The 15,863-nt window shown below is 42.8% G+C and carries 16 protein-coding genes and 1 pseudogene; 10 read left to right on the top strand and 7 right to left on the bottom strand.

The annotated features are described in order from the left end of the window. The first annotated feature begins 15 nt into the window (after positions 1–15). The 6 genes from MHI08_RS13585 (at position 16) to MHI08_RS13560 (ending at position 4,313) form a co-directional block, all read left to right on the top strand. On the top strand, positions 16–1,128 hold the full coding sequence (locus MHI08_RS13585; RefSeq protein WP_268421437.1) for a glycoside hydrolase family 105 protein: 1,113 nt from the start codon (positions 16–18) through the stop codon (positions 1,126–1,128). Then, entirely contained in the window at positions 1,125–1,649 is a 525-nt protein-coding gene (locus MHI08_RS13580) for a lipoprotein YteS (RefSeq protein ID WP_335372027.1), read from the top strand. Before MHI08_RS13585 ends, MHI08_RS13580 begins: the two co-directional genes overlap by 4 nt. A gap of 17 nt (positions 1,650–1,666) precedes the next feature. After that, a complete protein-coding gene (locus tag MHI08_RS13575; RefSeq protein ID WP_342499697.1) occupies positions 1,667–2,956 on the top strand; it encodes a Gfo/Idh/MocA family oxidoreductase in 1,290 nt (429 codons plus the stop codon). Positions 2,957–2,980: 24 nt separating this feature from the next. Continuing rightward, complete coding sequence (locus MHI08_RS13570; RefSeq protein ID WP_034624278.1) at positions 2,981–3,664, top strand: YesL family protein; 684 nt, start codon at positions 2,981–2,983, stop codon at positions 3,662–3,664. Between the two features lie 54 nt (positions 3,665–3,718). Further along, the gene (locus tag MHI08_RS13565; protein ID WP_024424882.1) at positions 3,719–4,030 is read left to right on the top strand and encodes a rhodanese-like domain-containing protein; all 312 of its coding nucleotides are present in this window, start codon (positions 3,719–3,721) and stop codon (positions 4,028–4,030) included. A 100-nt stretch (positions 4,031–4,130) separates the two neighbouring features. Then, positions 4,131–4,313: a sporulation protein Cse60 gene (locus tag MHI08_RS13560; RefSeq protein WP_024424881.1), complete on the top strand. Its 183-nt coding sequence runs from the start codon at positions 4,131–4,133 to the stop codon at positions 4,311–4,313. A 44-nt stretch (positions 4,314–4,357) separates the two neighbouring features. Here the strand turns inward: MHI08_RS13560 and MHI08_RS13555 are convergent. The 4 genes and pseudogenes from MHI08_RS13555 to MHI08_RS13540 all read right to left on the bottom strand — a co-directional run bounded on the left by MHI08_RS13555 (position 4,358) and on the right by MHI08_RS13540 (position 8,151). Beyond that, positions 4,358–4,882, bottom strand: a pseudogene (locus MHI08_RS13555) (CbrC family protein). Between the two features lie 130 nt (positions 4,883–5,012). Beyond that, positions 5,013–6,545: a BCCT family transporter gene (locus tag MHI08_RS13550; protein WP_024426196.1), complete on the bottom strand. Its 1,533-nt coding sequence runs from the start codon at positions 6,543–6,545 to the stop codon at positions 5,013–5,015. A 140-nt stretch (positions 6,546–6,685) separates the two neighbouring features. After that, positions 6,686–6,883: a hypothetical protein gene (locus MHI08_RS13545; RefSeq protein ID WP_041107318.1), complete on the bottom strand. Its 198-nt coding sequence runs from the start codon at positions 6,881–6,883 to the stop codon at positions 6,686–6,688. Further along, positions 6,880–8,151, bottom strand: coding sequence for an NAD(P)/FAD-dependent oxidoreductase (locus MHI08_RS13540; protein ID WP_342499696.1), 1,272 nt, complete (start codon positions 8,149–8,151; stop codon positions 6,880–6,882). The genes MHI08_RS13545 and MHI08_RS13540 overlap by 4 nt, the downstream gene beginning before the upstream one ends. 175 nt (positions 8,152–8,326) lie before the next feature. Here MHI08_RS13540 and MHI08_RS13535 point away from each other — a divergent pair, with 175 nt between their 5' ends. Both MHI08_RS13535 and MHI08_RS13530 read left to right on the top strand, forming a co-directional pair. Beyond that, positions 8,327–9,949, top strand: a complete 1,623-nt coding sequence (locus tag MHI08_RS13535; protein WP_202738719.1) for a polysaccharide biosynthesis protein — start codon at positions 8,327–8,329, stop codon at positions 9,947–9,949. A gap of 16 nt (positions 9,950–9,965) precedes the next feature. Then, positions 9,966–10,682, top strand: a complete 717-nt coding sequence (locus tag MHI08_RS13530; protein WP_087976503.1) for a pseudouridine synthase — start codon at positions 9,966–9,968, stop codon at positions 10,680–10,682. Positions 10,683–10,804: 122 nt separating this feature from the next. Here the strand turns inward: MHI08_RS13530 and MHI08_RS13525 are convergent, their stop codons facing one another. Together MHI08_RS13525 and MHI08_RS13520 are read right to left on the bottom strand one after the other, a co-directional pair. Next, positions 10,805–11,026, bottom strand: coding sequence for a DeoR family transcriptional regulator (locus MHI08_RS13525; RefSeq protein ID WP_008356419.1), 222 nt, complete (start codon positions 11,024–11,026; stop codon positions 10,805–10,807). A gap of 371 nt (positions 11,027–11,397) precedes the next feature. After that, positions 11,398–12,696, bottom strand: a complete 1,299-nt coding sequence (locus tag MHI08_RS13520; RefSeq protein WP_087976504.1) for an NCS2 family permease — start codon at positions 12,694–12,696, stop codon at positions 11,398–11,400. Positions 12,697–12,790: 94 nt separating this feature from the next. Here MHI08_RS13520 and pepV point away from each other — a divergent pair, with 94 nt between their 5' ends. Together pepV and MHI08_RS13510 are read left to right on the top strand one after the other, a co-directional pair. Continuing rightward, a complete protein-coding gene (pepV, locus tag MHI08_RS13515; protein WP_342499695.1) occupies positions 12,791–14,191 on the top strand; it encodes a dipeptidase PepV in 1,401 nt (466 codons plus the stop codon). 29 nt (positions 14,192–14,220) lie between these two features. Beyond that, positions 14,221–14,847 (top strand): Type 1 glutamine amidotransferase-like domain-containing protein, encoded by a 627-nt coding sequence (locus MHI08_RS13510; protein ID WP_262089955.1) that lies wholly within the window; start codon positions 14,221–14,223, stop codon positions 14,845–14,847. 48 nt (positions 14,848–14,895) lie between these two features. Here MHI08_RS13510 and cysK read toward each other — a convergent pair whose 3' ends face one another. Then, positions 14,896–15,828 (bottom strand): cysteine synthase A, encoded by a 933-nt coding sequence (gene cysK, locus MHI08_RS13505; protein ID WP_170871294.1) that lies wholly within the window; start codon positions 15,826–15,828, stop codon positions 14,896–14,898. Positions 15,829–15,863: the final 35 nt, after the last annotated feature.

Here is a 15,863-nt window from a genome sequence, read left to right as displayed (position 1 = left end):
GGGAGATGAGGAAGAATGACATTATCAATTGAAAAGGGATCACCACTTGAGCATGCAGAGAAATTAGCACAAACCATTATGAAAGCGTATACACCAATTGAGCTCCCGCCAGCTGGAAGATGGCATTATCATCAAGGGGTTTTCCTTTGCGGTGTCATGAAGCTATATGAGGCAACAGGGAACGAGGCGTATTTCGATTATGTGAAAAACTATGCGGACTCTCTCATTGATGAGTACGGAAATTTATTATTTCGCAGGGATGAGCTTGATGCCATTCAAGCAGGACTCATTTTATTCCCTCTTTACGAACGAACGAGAGAGAAACGGTATGTGCTGGCGGCGGAGAAGCTGCGCGGACTTTATCGTACGCTAAACCGCACGTCTGAGGGCGGATTTTGGCATAAAGACAATTATGCTTATCAAATGTGGCTCGATGGTCTCTACATGGGCGGTCCTTTTGCCTTAAAGTATGCTCAGCTTAAAGGTGAAGAGTCACTAGTGGATATGGTCATTCATCAAGAGCATCTCATGAGAAAGCATACGAAAGATGAACAAACAGGTTTGTATTATCATGCGTGGGATGAACGAAAAACGATGCCATGGGCTGATCAAAAGACCGGCTGTTCCCCAGAGTTTTGGGCAAGATCGTTTGGCTGGTATGTCCTTGCATTAGCAGATATGATCGAGGACCTGCCCGAGCATCATGAAAGGCGGAAGGTGTGGAAGGAAACGCTGACAGACATGCTGGAAAGTGTGGCAAAGTACCAGGATCAAAAGACAGGTCTCTGGCATCAAATCATTGATAAAGGAAATCACAGTGACAATTGGCTTGAAAGCTCGGGGTCGTGTTTATTCATGTACGCCATGGCAAAGGCCATGAATGAAGGGTATGTGAGCCTCCGTTATGTTGATCATGTGGTCAAAGCATATCAAGGCTTGATTCAGCATAAGACGGCTGAGAAAGAAAATGGTGATTTTACCATCAATGATATTTGTATTGGAACATCTGCGGGATTTTATGATTACTACGTTGGAAGAGAGCGGAGCACAAATGACTTGCACGGGGCAGGCGCTTTTATTATGGCGTTAACTGAGCTAGAAAAGCTGTCTGTTTTTCAAAAGGCATGAGGAGGCAAAAAAGAGCCGCCGTATGGCTCATCAGTTTCATCGCTGCCATTTGTTTATCTGCCTGTCAGGGGAAAACAAACGGGATCGATGTCCTGATTTTTTCTGATATGTCAAAGGGAATGAAGGATCAATTAGTGGAGAAGGCTTTTCAGCCGAAACAAGAGACTTATAGCGTCCACATCTTTCCGGCGATTCCTGAAAAGCTTCTTGTTGAAATTACCTCAAAAGAGGGGGACGTGATGCTTGTTCCGGAAGAAATGTTTAGAACGTATGATGATCCTGACAGCTTTCAGCTGCTGGAAGAGATGGAAATAGGCGATCAAGCAGCAGGACCATATACGGTCGAGGACAAAAAGACAGGGAAAACGGTCGATTATGCAGTTCAAATCAATAAAGGAAAGAAAAAACTCAACGGCTATACCTTTCAATTACATCGAGATATGGTCGCTTTCATTCCCGTGTATGCTGATAAGACGGAAGAGGCGCTGTCTCTCATGAAACAGCTTCGTGAAAACCAATAGAAAATGGGGTGGGGAATGTGAAACGGGTCGTGATTTGCGGGCTGAGCCATCGTGCGTTCAATATGTTTATTCAACCGCTCATAGAGGATTTCAATGAGCATTATCGGATTACAGGGCTCCTAGATATAGATCATCAGCGGTATATACTTTGTCAGGAGCGTTTTCCGTCACTCCGGGGCGTTTCGTTTTTTCATGAAGATGCATTTGATCAGATGGTCAAAGAAACAAAACCAGATATCGTCATTGTGGCAGGCAGGGATGACACACATGTCACATATATCATGCAGGCACTTGACCATGATCTAGATGTCATCACTGAAAAGCCGATGGTGACAACAGCAAAAGACGCCAAAAAAGTGATGGAAAAAGAGGCGGAAAGTAAAGGGAAGGTCACGGTCACCTTTAATTATCGCTACAATCCTTTCCATCGAAAGGTAAAAGAACTGATTCTAGACGGGAAAATTGGAAGGGTCACTTCTGTTGAACTGAGCTGGCTTATTGATACGTATCATGGTGCTAGTTATTTCAAAAGGTGGAACCGTACACGTCAATTTTCTGGCGGACTGTCCATTCATAAGTCGACACATCATTTTGATCTGGTCAACTGGTGGATTGATCAAAAGCCGAAGCAAGTATTTGCCTACGGGGCGCTGAACTATTACGGCAGCAAAAGCCCTTGGAATCCCTTGCAGGGGGAGGAAAATAGATTTTGCGGAACATGTCATGTGAAAGATATATGTCACTATGAAGCAAGGTGGAATCCGCGGGTTGAGCGCTCGAAGGTGGAGGACGACCATATTGAATCCGGTCAGGAGCAAACGCAGCAGTACTCAAACTATCGCCCGGATGCGTGCATTTTTGATCAGGAAATTGATATTGAGGATACATATGTGGCGTCAGTCGCTTATGATCAAGGGGCTCTGCTCAGCTACTCGATTCAATTCTCAGCCCCATATGAAGGCTACCGTCTGGCTATTAATGGGACGAAGGGGCGTATTGAAACAAATGAGTTTCATGTGCCATCAAGAATTCCTTTTCAATTCCCACAACAAACAATTTCTTATTACCCGATGTTTGGATCAAAGGAGACGATTGAAGTCGTGAAGCAGCCAGGCGGACATGGCGGCGGAGATCCTCTGCTATTGGCTGATTTATTTATAGGAAAAGATCCCTTGATTGACTATGACATCTTAGCAGGAGCAGAGGCTGGTGCTTATTCGATTGCTCTTGGGGAAGGCATGTGGCGCTCTGTTACAGAAAATCGCCCAATTGAAATCGATGAATTGTTTCATAAAGAGACGGTGTAAAGAGAAAGAGAGGAGGGGAAAGAGATGGATCATGATGGTTCAATGAGCAGAATGCTGAGGATGTGTGAGTGGGTGATGAGACTCGCCTATACGAATTTGTTATGGCTTTTGTTCACCATTCTAGGGCTTGGCGTTTTTGGCTTGATGCCCGCGACCACTGCGTTATTTTCCGTGATGAGAAAGTGGATTCAAGGTCATGAGCAAGTCAATGTATTCCGCACTTTTTGGAAGGTATTCAGGGAGGAGTTTGTACGCTCTAACATCATTGGAGTGGTGCTATTCATCATTGGAACGATTATTTATGTCGACCTTGCTTATATTTATCCGACGAGCTGGCTTTTACATGTGCTTCGCTTTGCTATATATATTTTCGGTTTTCTGTTTATTGTGAGCTTATTTTATATTTTTCCGCTGCTTGCTCATTACGATTGGAAAAAACGTCTCTATCTGAAATTCTCTCTTCTGCTTGGTATCTCATACTTGCAATATACACTCTCTATGCTTGTTTTCTCGGCTGTGCTGTTTGTTCTGTTTGCTTATTTACCGGGAATCGTGCCGTTTTTTAGTGTGAGCATACTCGCCTACGGTCATATGTGGCTGGCCTATCAAGTCTTTAAAAAGGTAGAGTTTGAAATTAAGCACGAGACAGCAGAAGTGAAAAAGCGGCTGCCGTCTTTCCTTCAATCGAAGCGGGTGAATACGCAGTGAAGTGAATCATTTGCTATAATGGTGTCACCGTAATGAAAAGGAGAGATGAGAGTCGTGTCAGTGAAAGAAATTTCAATAGAAGAATTAAAACAAAAGCTGGAGCAGGAAGATGCCATTCAGCTTGTCGATGTACGTGAGGATGAAGAGGTAGCAGAAGGGATGATCCCGGAAGCTATTCACATTCGAATGGGCGATATCCCTGAGAAGCTGGATGCATTCGATCAAACGCAGGAATATTATATTATTTGCCGCTCTGGTAAACGTAGTGAAAATGTCTGCTATTACCTAGAAGATCAAGGCTACCAAGCAACAAATGTCGTTGGCGGGATGCTTGCTTGGACAGGAGAAACAAAACCGAAGCTGTAATTAGAAGGCCTTTCATCTTAACGATGAAAGGTTTTTTTGTTCATATGCCTCTCTCTATGTGCATAAAGATAGAGTAGCGAGAGAAGGGAGAGTGGCATAGGTGCTAAAGGTAGCTGTATTTGATGAAGAGCATGAGAAAGATTTGCAGAGCGAAATTAATCATTTTTTAAAAGGAATGGATGACGACCAAATCATTGACATCAAGTACAATGTAGCGGTGATCTGTGAGCAGGGAGGGGAACAGCTCTACTGTTTTTCTGCACTCATTTTATATAAAAAATAGACGGCATCAAAAAAGGACCTGCTTGAAGGGTCCTATTTCTTTGGTTAGCTGGCGTCAATATATAACCGGTGCTTGTTGCAGTGAACACATTGAAAAAGGTAGCCTTGTAAGTCTCCTCCGTTGACGAGCCATTGCTTTAGGTTCTCTTTCGTTAATCCTTCGCCGCTGCAAATGTCTTCGATATCCTCGGCGAGTTCTTCCTCTAGATGTTCAATCTCTTTCCAGCCGACATACTGGACGATTGCGCAAAAATCTCAGCAATGACTTAACCAATATTCCTGCTGCCATCCGCGATAGCCTGGCGTTCTGAAGATCAGCTCATCGATATATTCCTCTTGATCGACGTCATCACAGCTCGCATCGTCTTGAAAGGTTCCATTGTATTTTTTCGCCGCTGATCCATCTTTAATGCACCAAGGACAAATTCCCTCTACATCTTCAACAGTATAAAAAGGGCCATGGTACACATAATCTCTTTCTTTCTCACAAACAGGACATGTCGTATGCTCTTTTTTGATCACGTTTAACGAAACTGGATCTGGGTTGTACTTGAACGTAGGTAACGTCATATAAACCTCCATTATGTAGAGAGTGATGATTCATCACTATTTTAAAGGAAGCCTCAAGCTCGCGACAATCTTAAATTGTATATATAGAAAAAAGCCGTTCGGATAAGGAACGGCTTTTTCTCGCTTGCGATTATGCTTTTTTTACTCTTGGACTTCTTGGTTTATTGACTTGATTGGTTTGTTTGATGATTCTTCGTTCATCATTTAGTGATTTATACAGCGAGACAATCATCAATATAATGACAACGGAGAAAGGCAAGGCTGCGAGCTTGGCTGTATTTTGCAGGGCTTCAAGTCCCCCTGAAAATAAAAGCACAGCAGCAACAGCCGATTGGATAATGCCCCAGCTGACTTTGACACTGCCAGAAGGGTTCAATGATCCGTAGGTTGTCTGCATTCCAAGCACAAATGTAGCTGAATCAGCCGATGTAATAAAGAATACGGCGATTAAAATGAGTGCCAGTATCGATGTAATCATCGCCAGCGGATATTCATTCAGTACACCGAAGAGCATCGTTTCAGTTGAAAGACCTGCAACATCGACAATATTCTTTTGCTGTAAGTCCATTGCAGATACACCGAAAATCGAGAACCATAGGAAGACTAGGATGGAAGGAGCGACTAAGACACCCAATAAAAATTCGCGAATTGTTCGCCCGCGTGACACTCTAGCGATAAAGATCCCGACAAATGGAGCCCAAGAGATCCACCATGCCCAATAAAAGATCGTCCATCCATTAATCCATTCTCTCTTTTCAGGATCATTTGGAGATAGACGGAAGCTCATTTGAACGATATTGGATAAGTATTGTCCAATCGAGTCAGTAAATGAATTTAAGATAAAAACAGTTGGACCTACCAAAAGTAAGAAAAACATCAGAACAGCTGCTAATACCATATTGATATTACTTAAGTATTTAATGCCTTTTCCAATCCCGCTTAAAGCAGATGCAAGGAAAAGCACCGTCACAATGATAATAATGATCAATTGTGTGCTAAAGGCAATTGGAATATGAAAAAGATAATTCAATCCACCATTTATTTGTGCCGCACCTAATCCTAGGCTTGTTGCAACACCAACCACAGTTGCAAATACCGCAATACAATCGATGGTTTTACCGATCCATCCGTGAATTTTATTTCCTAAAACGGGCTGCAGTGTTGCACTGATTAAACCAGGTGCATCTTTTCTAAATTTAAAGTAAGCAATGCAAAGTGCAACAATGGCATAAATAGCCCATGCATGAAGCCCCCAGTGGAAAAATGTATAGCGAAGGGAATCGCGGAAGGCCTGCGCAGTTTCAGTCTCCCCTGTTGGTGACTGAATAGCATAGTGGCTGATCGGTTCAGCTGCTCCGTAAAAAACAAGACCAATTCCCATACCGGCACTAAATAGCATAGCAAACCAAGAAAATAAACCAAATTCAGGCTCTTCCCCCGGTTTTCCTAGCGTAATCTTACCGATTGGGCTAAAGATAAAGAATAGACAAAAGCCGACAAGCAGTGATACCACTAACAAGTAATACCAGCCAAAGTCATTTGTAATGTATGTTTGAATTTGATCTGTGACATTTTGCAATGTGTCTGGAGAAAACGCTCCCCACATCACGGCAACAAATGTGATCGCAATCACAATCCAAAATACACTTGATACGTTTTTCACACCATCTCACTCTCCTGTTGTTCTACACGTTTAAGCAGAGGACTTCGCTTAATATCCCCTAACTCAACTTATTTCAAACAAAAAGAGGCGAGCTTCTCACTCGACCTCTACTTTACCGTAACATGTTTTGCTTCCATTTATCAACTATCGATATGGGAAGACGATTTTTCCTCAATTCGTTTGCGAAGACGGTAGACATATTCTTTTAAACATACTGCGAAAATGGTAAACGCCAAAACAATGGCGATTTTTAACGGGGTAATGGACAGCTTCAAGAAAACAGCGGCTGTCAAACTGATAACGACCGCAATAACAATCGGTAATGCACGTCTGATCATTGATCTCTCTCCTTTGCTTCTAGTGCAGCATTCATCCCGGCAAGCCTGCCTGTCACAAGTGCTGACGTGATATTGTAGCCGCCTGTGTAGCCATGGATGTCTAAAATTTCTCCGCAGAAATAAAGACCGGGCATTTTTTTAGACGCCATTTTCTTCGGTTCAATTTCCTTTACAGAAACGCCGCCTCCTGTCACAAACGCTTTGTCCAAGGATAGCGTACCATTTGCATGCACAATAAAATGTTTGCAATCATGGGCGAATGCACGCAGTTTATCCTTGGCTAGACCAGAGAATGTGTCTTGTGGATCAATCCCGTTCCGTTCTAACAGAAACAATAAATAGCGTTCTTGCATCCAAGACTTGAGGACATTTTTAATGGCTTTCTTCGGTTCATCTTTAAGGTCACGATGAAGCTTCTGGAACAGCTCCTCGTCATTCAGCTTCGGATATAAGTCAATTTGAAGACGGACGACCGGCTGCTTTTTCAATTCCTTCACAACAAATCCGCTGCATCTAAGAACAGCTGGACCTGATAAACCAAAGTGAGTAAAAATCATATCCATGACATGTGTGACGACGGGTTTCCCTTTTTTATTTAAAACACTGACAGCCACACTTCTTAAAGAAAGACCTTGAAGCACTTTTTCTTTAATAAATCGTTCATCGGATGTGACCGGTACCTCTGTTGGGAAGAGCTCTGTAATGGTATGACCGGCTGCTTCTGCCCATGCATAGCCGTCACCAGTAGAGCCGGTATGTGGCACACTTTTTCCGCCGACAGCAATGACGACAGACTTACTTGAAATTTTTTCATCATTATTTGTAACAATTCCAGCTGCTTGTCCGTCTTGATACAGAACTGTTTTAATTTTTTCGTTCGTTCGAATGGTGACATTGAGGGCGCGGAGCCTGTCTAGAAGGGCATCCACAACAGATTGTGCTTTGTTTGATACAGGGAACATACGTCCATGGTCTTCTTCTTTTAGTTCAATGCCAAGGTTTTCAAAAAACGAAATAATATCCTCGTTGTTGAACTCAGAAAATGCACTATATAGAAAATGGCCGTTTCCGGGAATATGTTTGATGATTTCTTCTACTGGAAGGCGATTGGTGACGTTACAGCGTCCGCCGCCAGAAATGGCCAGCTTTCTGCCAAGTTTGTTTCCTTTGTCAATTAACAGAACAGTCGCACCGTGCTCTGCTGATGCAATCGCGGCCATCAGTCCAGAAGGTCCGCCGCCAATGACAATGACATCATAATGTTTCATGTTACATTCCTCTTTCTACTTTCAGTCATTTTTCTATTATAACGAAGATTAGGGAAGGCTGAAATATGAATTGATTGGTTTTGTGACTTCCGTATTGGATTTGTTACCTGTGTGTTGAATTGATGTGGTAAAATAGTTAAGTTGAATATTCATTAGAAAAATGGTGGTTAAGCGCATGTCTAATAAACTGCTTCGTGGTACGTTGGTTTTAACGATAGGGACGTATCTCTCTCGTATTCTTGGTATGATTTATTTAATTCCATTTAGCGCAATGGTTGGAGCTACTGGTGGTGCGCTATTCCAATATGGATACAATCAGTATACGATCTTTTTAAGTATTGCTACGCTTGGTTTTCCAACAGCGGTATCAAAATTTGTTTCCAAATATAATGCGATCGGCGATTATGAGACAACAAGAAAAATGTTCAGGGCGGGTATGTCGGTCATGCTTGTCACCGGGATGATCGCCTTTTCTATTTTATATTTGTCCGCACCGATTTTTGCCAAGATTCAGCTTGGCGGATCAAATGAAACAGGCGGTTTGACTGTCGATCAAGTAGTATATGTGATTCGAATGGTCAGCTTAGGTCTTTTGGTTGTACCGATCATGAGTCTTGTACGCGGGTTCTTCCAAGGACACTCCATGATGGGACCGACAGCTGTTTCTCAAGTGATTGAACAGCTTGTCAGAATCATCTTCCTATTAACGGCGACGTTTATTATTTTAAAGGTGCTTGACGGCGGGCTTGTCATTGCTGTCGGATATGCAACATTTGCGGCACTGATCGGTGCATTTGGCGGTTTATTCACGCTTTATTTATATTGGCTGAAGCGGAAGGATCGGCTCTTAGCTATGCAGCCGAATACAGGCGCTCACTCTGATTTATCTTATAAGCAAATGTTTACAGAGCTGTTTAGCTATGCGGCGCCGTATGTGTTTGTTGGACTGGCGATTCCAATTTATTCTTATATCGATACAAACACAATTAACAGAGCCATGATTGCATCCGGACATCAGGATATTAGTACAGCGGTATTGTCCATTGTGACGTTATATTTACCGAAGGTCGTGATGATTCCTGTGTCACTTGCAACAGCGTTTGGCTTAACATTGATTCCGACGATTACGGAATTATTTACAGCACGTAATTACAAGCTGCTCAATAGACAAATTGATCAGACGATGCAAGTCATTTTATTTTTCGTGCTGCCTGCTTCATTTGGTATCTCGGCATTGGCTGGACCGGCTTATTGGTTTTTCTATCCGTCTGTTCATCCTGAGATTGGGATCTCCATTTTGTTCTGGTATGCACCTGTTGCATTATTGTTTTCTTTATTCACCATTAATGCAGCGATTCTGCAAGGGATCAACAAACAAAAATTTGCGATCGTCAGTCTTTTGTTAGGGATCATTATTAAAACGGTTCTGAACATCCCGCTGATCAGCTGGCTGCAAGGAAATGGTTCTGTATTGGCAACAGCATTAGGCTACAGTGCGTCCATCTTGTATATGTTTATCATGATTAAACGCCATGCCGGCTATTCGTTCCGCAGAATTTTCAAACGTTTTATTCTCATTGGTATTTTAACGGCGATTATGGCTGTCGTGGCATATTTGACAAGTCAGCTTGTGAACCAAGTGATTTCTTATGAAGGCGGAATTTTACAAGCGGGTATCGTCATTTTGATTTCCATGATCACTGGCGGCGGTGTGTATATGTACTTGTCTTATAAGGTGGGATTACTAGAGCGTGTACTGGGCAGCCGTATGCCGAAATTTTTAAGAAAAAAGAGTTAAGAAGAGGTAGATATTCATGAGGCTTGATAAATTACTTGCTAACAGCGGCTTTGGTTCAAGAAAAGATGTGAAAAAGCTTGTCAAGGCCCGGGCGGTCACAGTGAATGGAGAAGTGGCAAAGCAGGTGAAAGATCATGTTGATCCATCAAATGATGAAGTGCTCGTACACGGAGAGCGTGTAGAATATAAAGAATTCATTTACTTAATGATGAACAAGCCGGACGGAGTGATCTCAGCAACTGAAGATCTGCGGGATGAAACGGTTGTCGATTTACTCGAGCCGGAGGATATCGCAAGGGAGCCATTCCCTGTGGGGAGACTTGATAAGGATACGGTCGGTCTCCTTCTCCTCACAAATGATGGACAGCTTGCTCATCAATTACTTTCTCCAAAAAAGCATGTGCCAAAAACGTATGAGGTTCATTTGAAATATCCTTTAGGAGATCAAGACATTAAGCGTCTTGAAGAGGGCGTTGTCATCTTAGATGATTATCACACGAAGCCGGCGAAGGTGGAAGTAGATGCAAATGAAGAGGAAGATACACGCATCCGTTTGACGATTACTGAAGGGAAGTACCATCAAGTGAAGCTGATGGCCCAAGCGGTGGGAAATGAAGTGATCTTTTTAAAAAGGCTCTCGATGGGGGCCGTCCCTTTAGATGAAGATCTAGCACCGGGAGAGTACCGTGAATTGACGGATGAAGAATTAGACAGCTTAATGAATCGTGAATAACGTAAGAACAAAAGACGAAGGGCTAAAATAAAAATCATTTTAGCCCTTCGTCAACAATTTGCAAAAGAAAAGAACCGGCATATCGCCGGTTCTTTTTGTTATATGGACAATTCATTATACGCTTAAGATGATATTTTTACTTTTTTTCTCGTTGTTTCCCATTTGCCTCTGCTTGGACTATGAACAAGATCGTTATAGGCAAGCACGTTTAAGTCTCTTTGAATGGTTCTAGGTGTGATCCCGAATTCATCAACCAGCTCTTGTGTCGTCACAAGACCTTTCTCTTGAATGAACATATAGACTGATTTGATTCGAGTCATCATACGGTTTGTTGAAGGTTTCAAAAAACCACTCCCTATCAATAAGATCGGATGGACTTGACTAACCACAACTTACTACACTAAAACTGCGAAATAAGGACATGCAACAATGGTAAATGTTCGTGTTTCTTAATGTTTTATTCTATTATACACGTTATTATGCATCTAGTTCCACCAAAAAGTCAACTTTACGTGTTTTTAAACTTGTCTTCATGAAATAAAATATGGTATATATCATGATTTGAATCCGGTTACAACCCAATAATGATAAGGGATACGATTGGAGCTGACATTTTCAAATTCCGAAAAATAAACACAGAAAATTTACAAAATAAAAAATTCAGTGAAGGCAAAAAGGCACATTCCATGTGAGGATGTGCCTTTTTTTGTTTCTGTTATCCTTCTAAGAAAAAGAGCTGAATGAAAAATAAGACCGCAAAGATTAGAACAAGCACATGTACTTCTCTCCATTTCCCTTTCGCCAATTTCACAAGCGGATAGGAAATAAATCCAAGTGAAATTCCTGTAGAGATACTAGAAGTCAGCGGCATCGAAAGAATAACAAGGAAAGCAGGGAATGCCTCGTCTAGTTCGTTCCAGCGAATACGTGACACCGAGTTCATCATCAAGCAGCCAACAATGATTAAAACAGGTGATGTGATCGATGGTAAAGAGGAAATAGCTTGAACGAGCGGGCCAAAAAATAGTGCCACAATAAACAGTGCAGCGACCGTTAAAGACGTCAGCCCAGTTCTTCCGCCAGCAGCTACTCCTGATGATGATTCAATATAAGCAGTGGTTGGGCTTGTACCAAACATAGAACCAACCGTTGTTGCAGCCGAGTCAGCGAGCAGGGCTCTGCGCACTTTTGGCAGCTGGCCATTTTTCATTAATCCTGCTTGTTCGGCAACGCCGATCATAGTGCCTGTTGTATCAAAAATCGTCACCAGTAAGAAGGAGAATACGACAGCATACAAATGATGAGAGAACACGTCACCAAAGGCAGCGATTGGATTTGTAATCAGCATGCCTTCAGGCAGTGCAGGGATGTCCATCAGTGTTTTAGGGAAATGAAGCTGGCCGGTTGCGAGCGCAATCAATGTGGTCGCTAACATGCCGATAAACAGTGCACCATTTATTTGCAGAACCATTAAAATAACCGAAATCATTAAGCCGACAAGCGTTAAAATGACAACTGGCGAGCTTAAATTGCCAAGCTTCACAAGGTTTTCTGGATCAGCAGCGATGATTCCAGACTGACGGAGGCCGATAAATGCAATGAAAAGCCCGATTCCTGCTGTAATACCGTACTTTAAATTATCTGGAATGGCTTGAATCAGTTGTTTTCTAAGGGATGTTAACGATAAAATAATAAAGAGTAGACCAGCAACAAATACCGCACTAAACGCTGTTTGATAGCTGATGCCGCCACCGCCGACAACGGTAAAGGTGAAATAGACATTCAGCCCCATGCCTGGTGCAATGGCAATCGGATAATTTGCAAATAGTGCCATCCAGAGCGTACCGACAACAGCAGCGATGATTGTTGCAGTAAAGACTTGGTCAAAAGGAATACCTGCTTTTGAAAGAATTCCCGGGTTGACGGCAACAATATAGACCATAGTAAAGAATGTCGTCATACCAGCGATTATTTCTCTCTTTATGTTGGTTTGATTTTCTTTTAACTGAAACATAAAATCCTCCATTTACGAACATTATTACAAAACAATTAATATAATATTCGTTTTAAGGGTGGATTGCAACCTTTTTTCAAGGAGGAATGGAAAAATGAATTGGGAAGCTGAAGTAATACGAAAAAAAGACGACTTGATTCAGGACACACAATCTTTTTTACAAATTGAAAGTGTCCTTGATGAAGAAGGCGGTAAAGAAGGAAAGCCATTTGGTGAAAAAGTCGATGATGCCCTGCAGTATATGCTGAAAAAAGGGGAAGACGAAGGCTTCACAGTCAAGAATGTCGACGGCTATGCAGGTCATATTGAATACGGGGAAGGCGAAGACATTGTAGGTGTGCTGTGTCATGTGGACGTGGTTCCTGCTGGCGACGGCTGGACAACCCCGCCATTTTCAGCTGACATCAGAGAAAATAAAATCTTTGCACGCGGGGCTATTGATGACAAAGGCCCAACCATGGCGGCATTTTATGCGCTGAAAATCTTAAAAGATACTGGCCTGCAGCTGTCGAAAAAAATTCGAATGATCATTGGAACAGATGAAGAAAGCGATTGGCGCTGTGTGGATCATTATTTCAAGCATGAGGCGATGCCGCAAATCGGATTTGCACCAGACGCCGATTTTCCAATTATTCATGCGGAAAAAGGGATTATTGATGCCACCCTGTCATTTACATATCAACAAACAGCGAATCATCAGCGCTATACGCTGAAGCAATTTACATCGGGTATGAGGCTCAATATGGTGCCAGATGAGGCAGCTGCTACTGTGACTGCTGCACAGGAACACGATGCTGAATTAATAAAAACAGCTTTCAAAGCCTATCTTGCTGATCATCAATTATCTGGTGAGGTAAAAAGCGCAGCGGATGGACTGCATTTTACATTAAAAGGGGTATCTGTTCATGCCATGGAGCCGGCGCATGGGACAAATGCGGGCATTCATATGGCGAATTTCTTATGCGGACACGAATTAGATGAGCAGGGACTTGCCTTTACTTCCCAAATCAACGCTTTATTTGATCAGGATACAAGAGGACAAAAGCTGGGGATTGCTTGCAAAGATGAGATTAGTGGAGATTTGACGTTGAATGTTGGGACAATCCGCTATAAACAGAATGAGGAAGCAAAGGTAGGGTTAAATGTCCGCTATCCAGTGACAGCAGACGGCAAGGACGTCAAAAAAGGAATTGAAAGCATCAAAGGGGCGGCTCTTCTAAAATTCGAAGACAGTCCTCCTCATCACGTCTCAAAAGATCATCCGCTTGTGAAAACCTTGCAGCGGGTATATGAGGAACAAACGGGAGATCCCGCAACTCTTATTGCCATTGGGGGAGGAACGTATGCGAGATCTTTAGAAGCAGGCGTTGCCTTCGGACCTTTATTTCCTGGCAGACCAGACTGCGCCCATCAAAAGGATGAATATATTGAAATTGATGACTTACTGAGAGCAACAGCTCTTTATGCACAAGCCATGTATGAATTAGCAAAATAGAAATTGGAAAAGAGAAGAGGGGATTTACAGTGAAAAAGATGTTCTTATGCTCTTCATTCAAAGACAGCTATTCTCTCTTATCTGACTTTGCCGGTGAATCTTTAAAAGGGAAGCGCGTGACTTTCTTTCCAACGGCAAGTGCTGTAGAAGAAGTCACGCACTATGTGGAGGCAGCGAAGGAAGCCTTTCAGGAATTAGGGATGCAGCTTGAGACTGTACAGATAGATGAACAGTCTGCTGAAGAGATCGCACAGATGATCAAACAAAATGATGTGATCTACGTTTCAGGAGGCAACACTTTTTATTTATTGCAGGAGTTAAGAAAGCATCGTCTCGATGACATGTTGAAAGAAGAAATCAACAACGGCAAGCTGTACATCGGAGAGTCTGCGGGGAGTATCATCATGGCGCCAAGCATTGAATATATCTCCCTGATGGATGATCAAAAAAAAGCGACGGAGCTTTCATCATTTCAAGGTGTCAATGAAATAAGCTGCTATCCTGTACCGCATATGCACAATGCCTATTTAGGCGAGGCTGCGCAGCAAATCACAGAGAAGTATCAGCAGACGCTTGATTTATGCCCGCTTACTGATGAACAGGCTTTACTTATCAGAGGGGAACAGGCTGAAGTGAAATCTGTCAAAACATCTTAACCGTGAAATGAAGAAAAAGGAACAGGGATTCATCGCCCTGTTCCTTTTTTAATCTTGAAAAACATCACTTGATAAGTATCGTTCGCCCGTATCTGCTGTCATACAGATCACAATTTGATCTGCCGGCAATTGTTTGGCTGTTTCAATGGCTGCATAGCAAGCCGCCCCAGAGGATGGGCCTACTAAAATTCCTTCAAGCTTAGCGAGCTGCCGTGTGATGTGATAAGCATCTTCGTCACTTACTTGCACGATGTCATCATAGACGTGCTCGTTTAAAATATGGGGGATAAATCCTGGGCTTGTGCCAACAAGTTTATGCTTCCCAGGTTTCCCGCCAGATAAGACAGGGGAACCCTTAGGCTCTGCCACACGGATGGTTAAATGAGGGAATGCCTTTTTTAATTCCTCTCCAGTTCCTGTAATAGTACCACCAGTTCCAGCTGTTGCGACAAAGGCTCCAAGTGGCTGTCCAAGTTGTTTCACAGCTTCCATAATTTCGACTGCTGTTGTTCCTCTATGTGCATCTGGGTTCGCTCTATTGTCAAACTGCATGGGAATAAAGCTATGAGGAATTTGAGCAGCCAGTTCCTCAGCCTTGCGGATGCAGCCTGGCATTTTTTCTTCTCCTGGGGTTAAGACGACCTGCGCCCCGTATGCCTTCAAAATATTGATTCTTTCCTTTGTCATCGTATCAGGCATGACAAGGATGGCTTTGTAGCCTCTTGCGGCGGCATTCATGGCTAAACCAATCCCTGTATTCCCGCTCGTAGGCTCAATAATGGTTGCTCCTTTTGTGAGTTTCCCTTGTTTTTCTGCTTCGACGATCATATTGTAAGCCGCGCGGTCTTTTACACTTCCGCTGGGATTAAATGATTCCAGTTTTAAGTAAACAGCCGCCGCATTTTCTGGCTGGAGCCGCTGTAATTTGACAAGCGGTGTATCGCCAATCAGCTCAGCTATATTTTGTGCAACTTTCATCAGATGACACCCTTTCTTCTCATTCCGCATTTCTTTAG

This window comes from Bacillus sp. FSL M7-0791 (assembly GCF_038627085.1).
GTDB classification, from domain to species: domain Bacteria; phylum Bacillota; class Bacilli; order Bacillales; family Bacillaceae; genus Bacillus; species Bacillus safensis.
The sequence above is the reverse complement of the archived record's forward strand: the minus strand, read 5'-3'. Positions and strand labels throughout refer to the sequence as shown.

What these genes read in the sequence shown, in the direction of transcription:
- MHI08_RS13585 (WP_268421437.1), top strand. Translation starts at nt 16, where the DNA reads ATGACATTATCAATTGAAAAGGGATCACCACTTGAGCATGCAGAGAAA.
- MHI08_RS13580 (WP_335372027.1), top strand. Translation starts at nt 1,125, where the DNA reads ATGAGGAGGCAAAAAAGAGCCGCCGTATGGCTCATCAGTTTCATCGCT.
- MHI08_RS13570 (WP_034624278.1), top strand. Translation starts at nt 2,981, where the DNA reads ATGGATCATGATGGTTCAATGAGCAGAATGCTGAGGATGTGTGAGTGG.
- MHI08_RS13545 (WP_041107318.1), bottom strand. Translation starts at nt 6,883, where the DNA reads ATGATCAGACGTGCATTACCGATTGTTATTGCGGTCGTTATCAGTTTG.
- MHI08_RS13540 (WP_342499696.1), bottom strand. Translation starts at nt 8,151, where the DNA reads ATGAAACATTATGATGTCATTGTCATTGGCGGCGGACCTTCTGGACTG.
- MHI08_RS13535 (WP_202738719.1), top strand. Translation starts at nt 8,327, where the DNA reads ATGTCTAATAAACTGCTTCGTGGTACGTTGGTTTTAACGATAGGGACG.
- MHI08_RS13530 (WP_087976503.1), top strand. Translation starts at nt 9,966, where the DNA reads ATGAGGCTTGATAAATTACTTGCTAACAGCGGCTTTGGTTCAAGAAAA.
- MHI08_RS13520 (WP_087976504.1), bottom strand. Translation starts at nt 12,696, where the DNA reads ATGTTTCAGTTAAAAGAAAATCAAACCAACATAAAGAGAGAAATAATC.
- pepV (WP_342499695.1), top strand. Translation starts at nt 12,791, where the DNA reads ATGAATTGGGAAGCTGAAGTAATACGAAAAAAAGACGACTTGATTCAG.